Below are 15,085 nucleotides of genomic sequence, written 5' to 3' on the forward strand. Positions count from 1 at the left end.
CGCCGGTCAACGACCGGCCGGAGCGATGTTCCTTCGACAGGCCATAACAAAATAAGGCGGAATCACACGTTGTGATTCCGCCTTTGTATTTGATGCTTTTAATCTTGCGATCACCGCTCCGGCGGCTCGTTGAGCCGCGGCTACTCGCTCGGATCGGTCGCGCGGCCTAAGCCTTCGGGCGGCATTGCGTCGACCGGCTCGGCGGTTTTCGGCGCTCCGGCGCCGCGGCCGAGCTCATACGCCACCAGCGCTCCAATCGCCATCCATACGAATTGCCACGGGTTGAGATCCGAGGTTCGCGTCGGCATCGTCCCCATGCCGGCGAGTGCAGGATTGGTCGCTTCCTCAGTCGTCTCCTCCACCGGTTCTTCCGCAGTGGCCTCCGCGCCGTCCGCTGCTTCGTCCCCAGTCGTCTCGTCGTCGACGGCAATCGTAGGGGGCTTTGCGGCGATGGAAACATCGCGTTTCTTCATGATCTCGGCAATGACCACCGTGCTGCCATAAATCGCCGCCAGCGCGACGATGCCGGAGATCGCGCCGCGGAGATAGCTGCGCTCCATGTGTTGCCGATTCGCTTGCCGGACGCCGACGCCGGTCAGCAGCCCGATGATGATCGCGAACCACGACGCCTCGATCGGTTTGCCAAGCAGCCCGGTCTCCAGCAACGTATGCAGGCCCACGCCCACGGCCGCTCCAACGATTCCGCCCAGCAGAGTTGGACCCACGCCCATCGCGACCACCTTTGAGGGCAACCCTCAATCGAGAAGAAGCCTCCGGCGCCGCGAGCCCCGTCATCCGCGGTTCGCCCCCGAAGGTCGCCGCTGATTCTAGGGACTAGTAAGGACTTACGTCAAACTTTTCCGCCGTTTGGGGCCCGTTTCGCACCCCCCGCCGAGCCGCTAAAATCAAGGATTCGCTTGCCCTCGCCGGCGAGCGGTAAAGTCTCTCGCAAAGACGCAGAGGCGCAAAGTTTCGCAAAGAAGAAGATGAAGCCGTTGGAGGCATGCGAGCCTCCCGCCGATTCTTCCTTCCCGGTTTCTTCTTTGCGTTCCCTTGGCGTCTTAGCGCCTTTGCGAGAAGCAATCAATTCTCAAGCATCACAACGACAACGGAAAGTAGCAATGAACATCGCAGTCATCGGCGGCGACGGCACCGGACCTGAAGTAGCGGCCGAGGGCGTCAAAGTCCTCAAGGCAGTCGCCAAGCTCGAAGGCTTCGACAAGGACCTCAAACTCACCGACCTCGACTGGGGCGGCGACCGCTACCTGAAGACCGGCGAAGCTCTGCCCGCCGACGCCCTCGACCAACTCCGCAAGTTCGACTGCATTCTCCTCGGCGCCGTCGGCCATCCCGACGTGAAGCCGGGCATCCTCGAACGCAAGCTGCTGCTCGATCTCCGCTTCGGCCTCGACCAGTACATCAATCTCCGCCCGGTGAAGCTGTTCCCCGGCGTCGAGTGCCCGATCAAGGGCAAGACCCCCGAGGACATCGACTTCGTCGTCGTTCGCGAGAACACCGAAGACCTCTACTGCGGCGTCCAGGGCTTCATGCACAAGGGAACGCCGAGCGAAGTCGCGACCCAAACGGCCCTCTACACCCGCAAGGGTTGCGAGCGGGCGATCCGCTACGCCTTCGAGTTGTGCAAGAAGCGTAACAACCCGAAGGGGAAGAAGCTCACGCTGGTCGCGAAGACCAACGTCATTCTCAGCCACGATCTTTGGTGGCGGACGTTCCAGGAAGTCGGCGCCGAGTATCCGGACATCGAGAAGGACTACAACCACGTCGACGCCTGCTGCATGTGGATCGTGAAGAACCCTGAGTACTACGACGTGATTGTCACGACGAACATGTTCGGCGACATCATCACCGACCTCAGCGGCATCATCCAAGGCGGCATGGGCGTCGCCGCCGGCGGCAACATCAACCCCGACAAGGGTGGCGTCAGCATGTTCGAGCCGATGGGCGGCAGCGCGCCGAAGTACACCGGCACGGGCAAGATCAACCCGATCGCCGCCATCAACGCCGTGAGCATGCTGCTCGATCAGCAAGGCCACCCGAAGGCCGCGAAGCGCGTGATGGACGCGATCATGAAAGTGACCGCGACGAAGATGAAGAGCCAGAACGCCGGCAAGATGGGTTACACGACGAGCGAAGTCGGCGATTTGGTCGTCGAGGCGCTGTAGCCGCTCATCGCATCGCGATAACGCGTTCACGTTCCGAACCGATCATCAGCCCCCGGCCCTCCAGGACGGGGGTTTTTTCTTTCCCTCTTCAGGGCATGGTCAGTCGCTCCTCAGCGGAGGATGACTTCGCGAAGGGTGCGCCACGAGGTTATCGACGTTAGCCGATCACAGCGCCACCTTTGCATGAATCTTCGGATCCCCCTCCACATCAGGCCGCGTGCCGCTGAGGTACGCCTTCCCCGCCTCGATGAGGTACTTGATCCCGCTCGCTCCGCTGTTGTCCCAGTACTCGCCCGTCTCGCCCTGCACTTTCAATAGCACGAGATGCGGATCGTCCTTCCCGCCGGGGAACCAGACCTTCCACGCCTCGTTCCATAGCTCCTCGACCTTGCGGGTATCTTTCACGAGCGCCGCCTTGCCGCTGATCGAGACGAACTTCAGCGACGACTGCATCGCGACGTTCACGTGATGGTCGGTGTTGATCTCGTCGATCTTCCCCGAATCGTCCTGCGTGAGAAACCAGAGCGTCCCGTCGGCGTCGAGTCCTGCCACGGCCATCGGCCGCGACCTGAGCGCCCCATTGGGCCGCCGCGTGACCAACATGGCGGCATCGAAGTCGTCGAGCAGTTCCCGAAGTTTGTCGTCAGGCGCGGCGGACATGGTGGTTCTCCTAGCGATAGGTGTTGCGGTTCGCCAATTTGTGTGCGGCGTAGCAAGCCATGAGCAAATCGCGGACCGAGCGTACCAATGGGCGTAAGTGCAGCATAAAGACCCCACAACGCGCGAGCGACAGATCCTGTCGGCGAATACCGAACGCTCAATATGTATTCGCTCGCGGTCTCCAGTCCCGAAGGGACGCGCTGCGATAGCCCAGGGCAAAGCCCTGGGTAGAAGGTTGGCAAAGAAGAGCGTAGCCCTGAAAGGGCGCGCCAAGATTTGCCAAGCGCGCCCTTTCAGGGCTACGGAATGGAGGCAACGCGCCAACCCAGGGCTTCGCCCTGGGCTGTCATGGCGCGGCCTTACAGGCCTGAATGCCAGGCCAAATTTGTATTTTTGCGGATTGTTTGTGGTAATATAAGTTGCGAGACAACTACTGCAAATTGATTCAGCAACTGGGTGCTGCGTGCCATGGCGCAATCGATTTCTAATATCCTGCTCCACATTGTCTTCAGCACCAAAAATCGTGAACCTTTCATCGACGAATCGATCGAACGCGACCTCTTCAAATACATCGCCACGGTCGCCCGAACGCTTCACTGTCCCACTCACGGCATCGGCGCCGCCGACGATCACATTCATATTGCTTGCTCGTTGGCTCGCACCGCATCGGTGAGCAATCTCATCCAAGGGATCAAGCAAGACTCTTCGCATTGGATGAAACAACAAGGCGCCGCGTACATCGACTTTGCTTGGCAAAACGGCTACGGCGCCTTCTCCATTGGCCAGTCTCAATTGGCGGACCTGCAGCGCTACATCGCCGGCCAACGCGACCATCATCGCCGTGAGCCGTTTCAGGATGAATTTCGATGTCTGCTTAAGCGGTATGAAATCGACTTTGACGAGCGGTACTTGTGGGATTAAATCCCCGCTCCGCCCCACTACTGCTTCGTCTTCGCCACCTCAAACGAAAAAAGGGCGAGCGCGATTTCGCGCCCGCCCCTTTCGAACCTCAATTCTCGTCACTCGCTCCTAGCGTCGCGACATTACCGCCATGTTCGAATCGAACACCAAATCATCCAGCCAAGTCGGCCGGCCGTTGATGTACTCCCAACCGCTCTGGAACAACTGATCAACCGCCGAGGGCGAGGTCCGCGTCAGCCGGTCGATGCCGACGCCAGCGCCGCCGTCGAGGGTCAGCTTCTTCGCCCGCAGGTGGGCGATCGTCATATTGTCGCTGCCTTCGCCCAGGCGGATCTCGGCCGTTTCATATAGGAAGCCCGCGGCGAAGCCGGTGTCGTTGCCGGCGCCGGCGTCGACGATCACGTAGCTCCCCCAGTTGCCGGCGGTGAGGCTGAACTGATCGTCGCCGCCGCCGAGCCAAATGTAGGTGGCGAAGCCAACTTGGCCGATCGGAATCGTCACCTTGTCGGCGTCGGTCTCGGCAAGCGAATCATAGGTTTGGATGATGAGCGAGCCGTTGATCTCGGGCATCGGATCGCCGACGTCGATCAAGCTCCGGTCGAAGTCGACGGTCACGTCATCGGCGCCGGCGCCCGTGTAAAGCAGCAAGTTGCTCCAGTGTGCAGCGCCATTGCCGAACTTCGCGGCGGAGATGTCGACGACGTCGTCGCCGGCGCCAAGGTAAGCCTGGAAGTTGCCGAGCGTCATGAAGCCCAGGCCGGTGAAGTACGGATCCGTCGAGTCGCCGAGCCACAGGTTGTCGGCGCCGGCGCCGGTGTAGAGGCTCACGTCGCCGGTGATATAGGTCGGACGCGTGTTGAACGAACTGTCGAGCGCGCTGTCCATCCAAACCATGTCGGAGTCGTTCTCGTTGACGTTCGTGTAAGTTTGAATTCGCAGGTTGCCGAGCAGCGTTGTTCCTTTGATCGACGCCGTATCGGCGCCGGCGCCGGTGTTGATCGTGAGATTGTCGGCCCCGAGTCCGTCGCCGAGGAAGGAATTGCTGATGAAGACCCAGTCGTTGCCGACGCCGGTGTTCACGTTGACGGCGCCGCGGGCGTTGAAGCCCCAGCCAAAGAATTGATCGGCGTCTGGAGGGTCGAAGACTCCGCCGATGCCGCCCTTGGCGACCTGAGCCTTCTGGGCGACCACCAAATCGGGCGCGGCCATGTTGATGTTGACGTTGTTGAAGTTCGGAGCGCTCGACCCGCCGTCGAAGCCTAGGTGCAGCCGATCGTTGCCGGCGCCGAGGTTGACGTTCAAGTCGCCGCTGATCGCGAAGTCTTGATAAAGCTGTCCATTGACACGGCTCAGCGAGCCGTCGCTGTTGTTCGCCTCGGCCCCCTGCACTCGCACGATGCCGGGCGATACCTGATAGATTCGCACGCCGTTATCGAGTCCCGTGGCGCCGACGGCTTCGTTGAGGTAAAGGTTGCCGTTCACCACCGAGGCGGCGACGTCGCCGGCCATCATTTGGCGATTCTCCAGCATTTCCATGCGGAACCGCGAAGGAGTGGACGATGGGGACGTCTTCTGACGACGGCGAAGGAGTTTGGAAAACATGGGAGAGGCCTTTGCTTGAAACTGTGTGAGGTTCCGAGGCAGGCAATCGGCCTCGCTGCATTGGGAGGCGCAAGGTCAGGCCGAGTGTTACAGCGTTTGTTTCTCGCTATCGGCGGCGATTCCCGCCCCTGCATCGCGCACCGTCGCAGCGCCGTCGGAAAATCGCCTATTTTGCCACTCGCTTGCCTTCACGCCCCAGATCGCCAAAATGACAGCTTCGCAAGCCTTTTTCGCCGCGGCGGCAGCATCTACCCGGCCACCTACCTCAGCGCTCCGATAAGCGAGACCTCTGCATGACACGCTCTCTCCTTGGTTCTTTTCGCGTCCTCTGGTTCTTGGCGCTGACTTTGGCAGCGGGAGCGACTCTGCAGCACGCCGCGCCGGTCCGCGCTCAGGCGACGGCCGACGCCGATCTCTTCACCGTGCCGGAAGGCGACGCGACGAAGATCGAAGACTTCATGAAGAAACTCGCCCAAACGGAACCGCAGGGCGAGACCGACGAAGAGAAGATGGCGTTCAGCGTCAAGGCGCTGAACGCGCTGGTGGAAGCTTCGAATCGCCTGCTCGTCGCCAAGCCGACCGACGATCAGGCCGCCCAGGCCTACGCGTACCGGTTCGAGGCGCTGCAGGCTCTCATCCAAATGGAGCAGCCCGATGCGCTCAAGAAGTTTGAAGAGACGCTAGCAGCCGCCCGTGAGGACAAACGTGACGACGTCGTCGGCCTCGGTTGGCAGAACACGATCATGTACACCACCAACCAGTGGCCGGAACTTGATGCGAAGCAACAGCAAGCCTTCCTCGATCTGATCGTCAACAAGGTGAAGGCCGGCCCGAAGCCGATCGACGTCTCGATCGTCCAAGTCACCAGCATGCGACTCGACGGCTCGGCGGACGACGCGGTCGCTAAGATGTTGGAGCAAGTGATTCCGGTCTTGGAGAAGAGCCAAGACAAGAAGGTGCAAGAGAAGCTGACCGAGGCGAACCTCCCTGGCGTCCTGCGACGGTTGACGCTGCTCGGAAATCCGATGGAGATTACCGGTACGCTTCTTGATGGCAAGGAAGTCGATTGGGCTTCGTATCGCGGCAAGGTCGTACTCGTCGACTTCTGGGCCACCTGGTGCGGTCCGTGCCGTGCCGAGATTCCGAATGTTCTCGAAATGTATGAGGCCTACCACGACAAGGGCTTCGACGTCCTCGGCATCTCGCTCGACGCGACCCCCGAAGCGGCGAAGAAGTACGTTGACGAGAACAAGCTGCCGTGGGCGTCGATCTTCCCGAAGAAGGAAGACGAGCGTGAATGGCAGAACCCGCTCGTGACCTATTACGGCATCACCGGCATCCCGACAGCGATCCTCGTGGGTAAAGACGGCAAGGTCGTCAACATGAACGCCCGCGGCCCGGTGCTCGGCGAGGAACTCGAAAAGCTCCTCGGACCGCCAACGGAGAAGCCCGCCGCCGAGAAGGAAGCCGCCGCAAAGTAATAGTCAAAGAATTGTTGCCGCAATAAGTCGCAAAGGACGCAAAAGGCTCTCACGAGTCCCTTTTGCGTCCTTTGTGCGCTTGAGCGGCTCCTGCTTTCCCGCCTTCCTCTCCTCGCATTCCCTTTGCGCCTCTGCGCCTTTGCGTGAGATCGGAATTAGGAATGTCTCACGCGAAGGCGCAAAGAAGACTGCAGAATCAGCCAGATTCAAGAAATTTTTGACATCCGCTAGCTAGCCGATCTACACTGCCGCCCATCTGCGAGCGGGCGTCCGGAACCGCCCCTCGCCGGCAACTTTTCTCAAACAGCCTGCCCCGCGGGGGAAGGCGAGGAGGCATCTCATGGGCCAGATGTTATCGGGGTATCGTCTTCTCGTGGCAGTAGGCGCGACGGCAAGCGCGCTGACGGCTGCTTCGCTCTTCGCCCAAGAGCAAACGACGGCAAGCATCGCCGTATCCGCAAAACCAAAGGCGTACGCTACCGCGAATTTGGCTGCCGAACGGATTGAATCAGCTCTCAATCAGCAGCTCAAGGCGTCGATTTCGGAGGTCGAGGCCCCTCTCAATCAAATCCTGCAAGTCCTCTCGGAAGACTACGAGATTCCGATTCTTTTCGACGCTGCGGCGCTCGATGCCGTCGCGGCGAGCCCCGAGACCGAAGTGACGATCGAAATTGCAAACGTGTCGTTGCGGTCGGCGCTCGACCTTATTATTAAGTCTGCCGGCGAGGATCTGACTTACATTATTGATAAAGAAGTTCTGCTCATTACGACGCAGGAGGAAGCGGAGAAGCGATTGGAAGTCGTCGTTTACCGTGTTGACGACCTGTTGGATGGCGACGAAGCGACTTGCGAACGGTTGATCGAAGTTATCGTCGCTTCGGTCGAGCATGAATCGTGGATGGAGAACGGGACTGGCGAAGGAGAGGCCCTGTCCTTTCCGCCCGGGATGATCGTCATCTCGCAGACGCAACGAGTTCACACAGGCGTCAGTCGTCTGTTGGATCACATGCGGACTGCGAAGCAGGGCATCATTGCGGATGGCGCTGGGGCGTCGGCCACGGCGTCGACTCAGCCCGTTACTCGGTCGATCAATCTGAATGACAAGGTTCTTGCCGACAGCGAAGAGGCTCGCAGCGCGATTCGCGACGCGGTGAAGAAATCAGTCAATTGGCAAACGGAAGCCGAAGGCGTCGATCGTGACGAATTTTTTCTCTACGTGCTGCCGAACCGGGTTCTAGTCCGACATGTTCCTGAGGTGGTGAGCCAAGTCGCTCGGGTGGTGCGGAGAGTGTCGCCGTTGGCGGAAACGGCGGTCGGAAACTATGGAAACTCCGGCCTCGGATGCGGCGGCCTGGTAACCGCTGCTGAAGGCGAAGGCGGAGGGCTTGTCGCGCCTCCGCAAGCCAGTGAAAATGGCGGGCAGCGTTAATCATCAGAGCGAGGCGGTTTTCGTTCCCATGTGATGAGGCGCTCCGGCGGGTCGTTGACCCGCGGCTACTAGGTTCTTGGCGCCTTCGCATGCTGCTTGGTTCGACGCTGATTATCGACACCTTCGCCGAGGCGTTTCGCATGCGCTACGCGCGGCTGATCGTCACGGCTCTGGACGACTTTTGGCTCGACGCCGCGCTCCGTGAGTTTTGCGGTTACGGTTCGAGCGTCATCGGCTGCGACGCCGAGGTCGGCGTCGAGCGTTTCCTCTCCCCCGAGGAAACGCCCGACGCCCGGCCCGGCGCTGCGGTGCTCGCCTTTGGCTTTTCCGTCGACGCGCTGGCGAAGGCGATGCTCAACCGCGCTGGCCAGTGCTTGCTTCCCTGCGCGACCTCGGCCGTGTTCAACGGATTGCCCGAGGGCGAGGACCAGGTTCCGCTCGGCAAGAACTTGCGGTTCTTCGGCGACGGCTACCAGAAGAGCAAGCTGATCGGTGATCGCCGCTATTGGCGGATCCCGGTGATGGACGGCGAGTTCATCGCTGAGGAGCAAGTCGGCGTCGCCAAGGGGCTTGCTGGCGGCAACATCATTATTCAGGGCGAGACGCAAGCCATTACGCTCGCCGCCGCCCGTCGCGCGGTCGAAGCGATCGCCGACATGCCGGGCGTCGTTACCCCCTTCCCCGGCGGCGTCGTCCGCAGCGGCAGCAAGGTCGGCTCAAAATACAAAGCACTTCGCGCGTCGAGCAACGACGCCTTTTGCCCAACTCTGCGCGGTCGCGTGCCGACGGAGCTCGTCGCCGGCGCCGAGTGTGCGTATGAAATCGTGATCAATGGCGTCGACGAACAACACGTCGCCGCAGCGATGCGAGTGACGCTTCACGCTGCTGCGGGCGATGGCATTCCCGCGATCAGCGCCGGCAACTACGGCGGCAAGCTTGGCAAGTTCCACTTCCGGCTGCGTGAAGTGCTGGCTTAGGCGGCGGGCTTGGGAATAGGTCTCTCGCAAAGGCGCAGAGGCGCAAAGAAATACGCAAAGAAGAGAAGTAAGAAGCTGCTTAGATTGCCTGAGTTGTTTGTTGGCAAGATGGAAGAGCGGAGCGATCGACGCTCACACGAGAGAATTGATATGACGACCAATCCCTTCTCTCTCCCTCCATCTGCCTACTCGACGAAGGTATGGCTCTCGCCTCTCGGGTTCCGCATTTGCATTCTTTGCGTATTTCTTTGCGCCTCTGCGCCTCTGCGAGAGACGTCAAAAGCCCAAGCCCAAGAGCAGCCCGCAGCGCTCAAGTTAGATCAGTTCCAGCCGAGGTCGATGCTCGTCCTCCCCGAGCACCATCCCGCGCGGGCGAAGTTTCCAGCCGTCGACGTGCATGTCCATTGCCGATACAAACTCCGCCAATCGCCCGAGGCGCTCGCCGAGTACGTCCGCCTGATGGACAACCAAAACATCGCGATCTCGGTGAGCCTCGACGGCGAACTCGGCGAGAGTTTGGAAGAGCACAAAAAGTTCCTCTGGACGAAGTATCCTGATCGCTTCGTCATCTTCGCGAACATCAACTGGCAAGGCGATGGCAAGGCCGACCAACCCGCTACGTGGGACTGCCAGCGGCACGACTTCGGTCGACGCATGGCCATGGCGCTCGCTGACGCAAAGGAACGCGGCGCCTCGGGACTAAAGGTCTTCAAAGACTTCGGCCTCGCCTACCGCAACCCCGACGGCTCGCTGATCGCTATCGACGATCCGCGCTGGGATCCGATCTGGAAAGCGTGCGGCGAACTCGGGCTGCCGATCTTGATCCACGCCGGCGATCCGGCCGCGTTCTTCCAGCCGCTCGATCGGTTCAACGAACGTTACGAAGAACTTTCCCGCCATCCCGACTGGCACTTCCCTGCCGACAAGTTTCCCAGCTACGCAGAAATCTTGGCCTCGTTTATCCGCGTGGTCGAACGCCACCCCCAGACGGTGTTCATCGGCGCCCACTTCGCCAATAGTCCGGAGGACCTGGCCCAACTCGGCGGCTGGCTCGACAAGTACCCTAACCTCAACGTCGAGCTCGCTGCTCGTGTCGCCGAACTTGGCCGCCAGCCCCGCGCGGCCCGCGAATTCTGCCTGAAATATTCCGACCGAATTTTGTTCGGCACCGATGGCCCACGCGACGTGAAGCGGCTCGCCCCCCACTGGCGTCTCCTCGAAACGGCCGACGAATACTTCCCCTATGCCGAGGATCAGTACCCGCCACAAGGCTTCTGGAACATCTACGGCCTCGATCTGCCGAACGAAGTTTTGCGGAAAATTTACAACGAAAACGCGGCTCGATTGATCCCTGGGGTCGCAGAAAGGCTCCAGCGGCAACACATTTCCATTACTGCAGAATGAGCTCCTGAGGGCGGGCTTCTCGCGTGTCGAATCAATGGGCTCCCACGGCGCGCTATTTGCCCAAATTCCGCCGCCGCGCCCATCTTCCCGACTACTTCCAACTACCCTCGCATCACCCGTTGCCAGGGCCGCTACCCGCTGGTTAAACTGCGCGGTCGGGCGCGGCCCGATGTGGGTCGTTTTACTTCTCCTTGGACTGCCGAGTTTATGACCGCCGATCACGATCCGACGGAATCTCAACCGACCGTTACTCCGTCGAGCCCTGCGACGCCTCCCGCTGAAGTTGCCAACGCCGATCTCGGCGCCGACGGTCAGCGGCCGAGCGAACGCATCCAAATCGGCAGCCAACGCGAAGGCGAAGCCGACGCCCCTGCGCTCGCCCCGAAGCCAGTGAATCCTGGCCCGGCGAACCCCGGTCGCGTCGTCGACCAGGGCCGCAAGAATTATCCGCCGCCGAACATCCGCGCCCAGCTGCCGCCCGAACTGGAGCAGGAGCTGCAGGCCGCCCTCGCCGAAGGTTCGGTTGACCAGCTAATGGAATCTTCCACGGCCGCGACCTCGCAGGCCGAACTCCCTCCGGAAACTCGCGTCAACGCAACCGTCGTCAGCATCCACGGCGAAGACGTCTTCTTCGACCTCGGCATGGGCCGCAGCCAGGGCGTTGCTCAGCTGAAGCAGTTCGAAACGGCCCCCGAAGTCGGCGCCCAGATGGAGATGGTCGTCACCAAGTTCGACACAGAGCAAGGGATCTACGAGATCAATCGCTCTGCGGCTGCGGTGAGCGTCGGCAACTGGGACGAAGTCCACGAAGGTCAGGTGATTGAGGTCGTCATCACCGCCGCCAACAAGGGCGGCCTTGAGTGCACCGTCTCAAACATCCGCGGCTTCATGCCGATGGGCCAAATCTCGATGTTCCGTGTCGAGAACGCCGAAGACTACGTCGGTCAGCGTCTCGCCTGCGTCATCACCGAAGCCAACCGCAGCCGCAAGAACCTCGTCCTCAGCCACCGCGCCCTCATGGAGCGTGAGCGGAAGGAAAATCGCGAGAAGATTCTCGCCGAGATCGCCCCCGGCCAAATCCGCGAAGGAACGGTCCGCAGCCTGCAAGACTTCGGCGCGTTCGTCGACCTCGGCGGCGTCGACGGCCTCATCCACGTCAGCCAGATGAGCTGGGACCGCATCGGTCACCCCAGCGAAGTGCTGCAGGTTGGCCAAGCCGTGAAGGTTCGCGTCGAGAAGGTAAACCCCGAGACCGGTAAGATCTCGCTCATCTACCGTGACATGGGCGCGAACCCCTGGGCGGACGTCACGACGAAGTACGGCATCGGCTCCCGTGTGAAGGGCACCGTCTCGAAGCTGATGCAGTTCGGCGCCTTCGTGAAACTGGAAGCAGGCGTCGAAGGTCTCATTCATATCTCTGAACTTGGTCACGGCCGAGTGATGCGGACCAGCGACGTGCTGAGCGAGGGCCAAGAGGTCGAGGCCAAAGTGCTGTCGGTCGACCCCGATGCGCAGCGGATCAGCCTCTCGTTGAAGGCGCTCATCGCAGCGCCGGAGAAGCCGGAGCACCGCCGCCCCGAGCCCGAACCAGAGCGCGAACCGACGCCGGAAGATCTCAAGCGGCAAGAACAGCGTCGTAAGGCGAACGAAAGCCTTAAGGGCGGCGTCAGCGCCCCCAGCGGCGGCGAAAAGTTCGGCCTCAAGTGGTAGTTGTGGGTCAACGACCAGCCGAAGCGGCACTCGCTACGGTCTCCTGTTTACCCCACTAGCTGCCCACCGGTTCACGGTCTCAACTCGCGCAGTTGTTGGCTCGCGATGCCGAACAGTGCGCTTGCGCGCCGCTCTCTGTTCAATTCTTTCCGCTTTCGATCACCGCTCCGGCGGGTCGTTGACCCGCGGCTACTGGTGGAATAACATGCAACTAAACGGTTGCGTAATTTTCCGCTTGAATCCGAGGTTCAGAAGCCCATGCCCTCCTCCACCGATCGCATTGAGAAGCAAGTACAGCTCAACTCCCCACTCGACCGCGTCTGGAGTGCACTCACAGATTCCAAACAGTTCGGCGAGTGGTTTCGCGTCAATCTCGAAGGTCCGTTCGTTCCCGGAGAGTTTTGCCGCGGGCAGATCACGCACCCGGGCTACGAGCACGTGACGATGGAGGTGCTCGTCGGCGAGATCAAACCGAAGACGTACTTTTCGTTTTACTGGCGGCCCTACGCGATCGATCCGCAGGTCGATTACTCTGCCGAAGAACGGACGCTCGTGGAGTTCACGCTCGAATCGAAAGACGGCGGCGTGTTGTTGCAAGTCGTCGAGTCTGGCTTCGACAAGATTCCCGCCGGACGCCGCGACGAGGCATACCGCATGAACTCGGGCGGCTGGGCCGCGCAGCTCAATAACAACATCAAGGCGTATGTCGAAAAGTAGCCGCCAAGCCGCCACGGTTCGGTTGTTGAAAACTGCCGCCTTGTTCGCGGCGCTCGGCGACGGCACGCGCTTGGAGATCGTCGTGCGGCTGGCCGACGGCTCGCAGCAGTCGATCACGCAACTCACGGAAACGGCGACCGTCACGCGGCAGGCGATCACGAAGCATCTCAAAGTCCTGGAAGGCGCAGGGATCGTCCGCAGCGAACGGAGTGGCCGCGAAACGCTCTACGCGCTGCAGCCGCGCTCGCTGGAGGAAGCGCAACGCGCTTTGGCCGCCGTCTCCGCGCAATGGGACGCGGCCCTCACGCGTTTGAAAGACTTCGTCGAAAAGTAGCCGCGGGTCAACGACCCGCCGGAGCGATCCAACGAGGGGCTTAAGGCGCCGTCTTTACGCCTCCAGTATTTACGTTTCCCCTTCCACGCCCCGCTGCCGCATCTACAATCCGATGCATGCCAAACTCTCCTCTCGCGCCAGCCCCGCTCCAGGGCCCGCTGGCTGAACCTTGGTCGCCCGGCAAGCTCGTTCGCCTCCTGGGCATGTTCGGTCCCGCGGCGGTTCTCGCCTCGGTCTCGATCGGCGCCGGCGAGACGATCGTCGTCGTGCGCACCGGCGCCTGGATGGGCTACGGCCTGCTCTGGCTTGTTCTGTTGGCGGCGCTCACGAAAGGCGTCTGCGTCACCTACTTCCTCGGCCGCTACACCGCCGTCAGCGGCGAGTCGCCGGGCCAGCGGTTGGTAAAACTCCCCGGCCCGCGCGGTTGGCTGTTGTTTCTATTGATCGCACTCGAGCTTGGAGCGGCCGGGCCGCTGTGGGGGGCCCTCGCGCGCCCCTCGGGCGAGTTGATGAGTTACCTCTTCTTCGGCAGCGGCGATCACGGCGTGACGAACCGCGTGCTTGCCACGATTTTTATCTCAATCGCGCTGCTGCTTAGTTTGCCGACGAGCTATCGCAGCCTTGAACGCCAGCAAGTCATCATCTGCGGCATCCTCGTCACCGGCACGTGCATCGGCACGCTGCTCGTGCGGCCCGATTGGTTCGCCGCGCTCAAGGGGCTCTTCTCGATCGGTCACATCCCCAGTGTTCCTAAGTCGGCGCCCCCGCTGTTCCGCGACAGCGTCTGGCCGCTCATCGCCGTGACGATGGGCTACGTCGGCGGCAGCGTGATGACTTATCTCGTCTATCCCGACTTCATCGCCCTGCACGGCTGGGGGATGACGGGCCACAAAGACCGTAAAGAATTGCTGGAGCGCGCCGCCGCCGGAAAACCAGGCGATTACTTGCCGACTGATCCGCAGCAAGTGCGAGAAATACGTCGCGCCGCCGGACCAATCCGCTACGACGTCGCCTTCGGCGCCTTCGTGCTGCTCGTGGTGAGCGCCGCATTCATGATCGCCGGCGCCGCGGTCCTCTTCCCGAAGCAGCAAGCGGGCGAAGACATTGCTCAGTTCAAAGACTGGGGGCTGCTCACCGATCAGGCCGAAATCTGGAACGCGATCCACCCTTCGCTCGTGTGGGTCTACTATCTGTGCGTCGTCGCCGCCTTGTGGGGAACGCTGCAGTCGTATCCAGACGTTTACGCCCGCGGCGTGACCGAATACTTCCGTGCGATCTGGCCCGCACGGCAGTGGAACCAGCGCAACATTCAGCTCGTGATTTGCGGCTACGTGTTCATCGCGACGAACGTCGTCATTTGGAGTCCGATGGACTTCGACGTCATGACGCAGACGGTTAACTTTCTCGCGACGAGCCTCGGCGTCTGCATCGCGATGTTTGCCGGGCTGTACCTCAACTTCCAACTGCCGCCCGCCTATCGCACCCGCTGGTGGATGCTCGGCTGCGGCATCGCGTCGGCGCTCATCCTCACCGGCGTCTCCAGCATCGCCGGCTGGGGCCTGTGGCAAACGCTCGCCAAGTAGCCGCGGGTCAACGACCCGCCGGAGCGAACCTCACAGCGTCAACCTAAATCAAGAAGATCTCTCGCAAAGGCGCGGAGGCGCAAA

Annotated in this window: 13 protein-coding genes; 10 read left to right on the forward strand and 3 right to left on the reverse strand. The window is 61.3% G+C overall.

Annotated features, from left to right (window positions below):
• Nucleotides 1–140: 140 nt before the first annotated feature.
• Entirely contained in the window at nucleotides 141–731 is a 591-nt protein-coding gene (locus ACQY7R_RS22530) for a hypothetical protein (protein ID WP_428307802.1), read from the reverse strand.
• A 390-nt stretch (nucleotides 732–1,121) separates the two neighbouring features.
• Between ACQY7R_RS22530 and ACQY7R_RS22535 the strand changes: the two genes are divergently transcribed.
• The gene (locus tag ACQY7R_RS22535) at nucleotides 1,122–2,183 is read left to right on the forward strand and encodes a 3-isopropylmalate dehydrogenase (protein WP_152097142.1); all 1,062 of its coding nucleotides are present in this window, start codon (nucleotides 1,122–1,124) and stop codon (nucleotides 2,181–2,183) included.
• A gap of 165 nt (nucleotides 2,184–2,348) precedes the next feature.
• Here ACQY7R_RS22535 and ACQY7R_RS22540 read toward each other — a convergent pair whose 3' ends face one another.
• Nucleotides 2,349–2,843: a pyridoxamine 5'-phosphate oxidase family protein gene (locus ACQY7R_RS22540; RefSeq protein ID WP_428307803.1), complete on the reverse strand. Its 495-nt coding sequence runs from the start codon at nucleotides 2,841–2,843 to the stop codon at nucleotides 2,349–2,351.
• Between the two features lie 468 nt (nucleotides 2,844–3,311).
• Between ACQY7R_RS22540 and tnpA the strand changes: the two genes are divergently transcribed.
• Entirely contained in the window at nucleotides 3,312–3,764 is a 453-nt protein-coding gene (gene tnpA / locus ACQY7R_RS22545) for an IS200/IS605 family transposase (RefSeq protein WP_428307804.1), read from the forward strand.
• Between the two features lie 108 nt (nucleotides 3,765–3,872).
• Here tnpA and ACQY7R_RS22550 read toward each other — a convergent pair whose 3' ends face one another.
• Entirely contained in the window at nucleotides 3,873–5,366 is a 1,494-nt protein-coding gene (locus ACQY7R_RS22550; protein ID WP_428307805.1) for a hypothetical protein, read from the reverse strand.
• A gap of 293 nt (nucleotides 5,367–5,659) precedes the next feature.
• On the opposite strand from ACQY7R_RS22550, the gene ACQY7R_RS22555 reads away from it, so the two are divergent.
• The 8 genes from ACQY7R_RS22555 to ACQY7R_RS22590 all read left to right on the forward strand — a co-directional run bounded on the left by ACQY7R_RS22555 (nucleotide 5,660) and on the right by ACQY7R_RS22590 (nucleotide 15,001).
• Entirely contained in the window at nucleotides 5,660–6,847 is a 1,188-nt protein-coding gene (locus ACQY7R_RS22555) for a TlpA family protein disulfide reductase (RefSeq protein ID WP_428307806.1), read from the forward strand.
• A gap of 340 nt (nucleotides 6,848–7,187) precedes the next feature.
• Nucleotides 7,188–8,276 carry a hypothetical protein gene (locus ACQY7R_RS22560; protein ID WP_428307807.1) on the forward strand — a complete coding sequence of 363 codons (1,089 nt, stop codon included), beginning with the start codon at nucleotides 7,188–7,190 and terminating at the stop codon, nucleotides 8,274–8,276.
• Between the two features lie 89 nt (nucleotides 8,277–8,365).
• A complete protein-coding gene (gene fhcD / locus ACQY7R_RS22565; protein WP_428307808.1) occupies nucleotides 8,366–9,253 on the forward strand; it encodes a formylmethanofuran--tetrahydromethanopterin N-formyltransferase in 888 nt (295 codons plus the stop codon).
• A 339-nt stretch (nucleotides 9,254–9,592) separates the two neighbouring features.
• A complete protein-coding gene (locus ACQY7R_RS22570) occupies nucleotides 9,593–10,657 on the forward strand; it encodes an amidohydrolase family protein (RefSeq protein ID WP_428307809.1) in 1,065 nt (354 codons plus the stop codon).
• Nucleotides 10,658–10,864: 207 nt separating this feature from the next.
• Nucleotides 10,865–12,367, forward strand: coding sequence for a S1 RNA-binding domain-containing protein (locus ACQY7R_RS22575; RefSeq protein WP_428307810.1), 1,503 nt, complete (start codon nucleotides 10,865–10,867; stop codon nucleotides 12,365–12,367).
• 258 nt (nucleotides 12,368–12,625) lie between these two features.
• Complete coding sequence (locus ACQY7R_RS22580) at nucleotides 12,626–13,084, forward strand: SRPBCC family protein (protein ID WP_428307811.1); 459 nt, start codon at nucleotides 12,626–12,628, stop codon at nucleotides 13,082–13,084.
• Nucleotides 13,071–13,418 (forward strand): ArsR/SmtB family transcription factor, encoded by a 348-nt coding sequence (locus ACQY7R_RS22585; protein WP_428307812.1) that lies wholly within the window; start codon nucleotides 13,071–13,073, stop codon nucleotides 13,416–13,418. Before ACQY7R_RS22580 ends, ACQY7R_RS22585 begins: the two co-directional genes overlap by 14 nt.
• Before the next feature lie 116 nt (nucleotides 13,419–13,534).
• The gene (locus ACQY7R_RS22590) at nucleotides 13,535–15,001 is read left to right on the forward strand and encodes an Nramp family divalent metal transporter (protein WP_428307813.1); all 1,467 of its coding nucleotides are present in this window, start codon (nucleotides 13,535–13,537) and stop codon (nucleotides 14,999–15,001) included.
• Nucleotides 15,002–15,085: the final 84 nt, after the last annotated feature.

It is taken from the genome of Lacipirellula sp., from assembly GCF_965279485.1.
In the GTDB taxonomy this organism is placed as follows: domain Bacteria; phylum Planctomycetota; class Planctomycetia; order Pirellulales; family Lacipirellulaceae; genus Lacipirellula.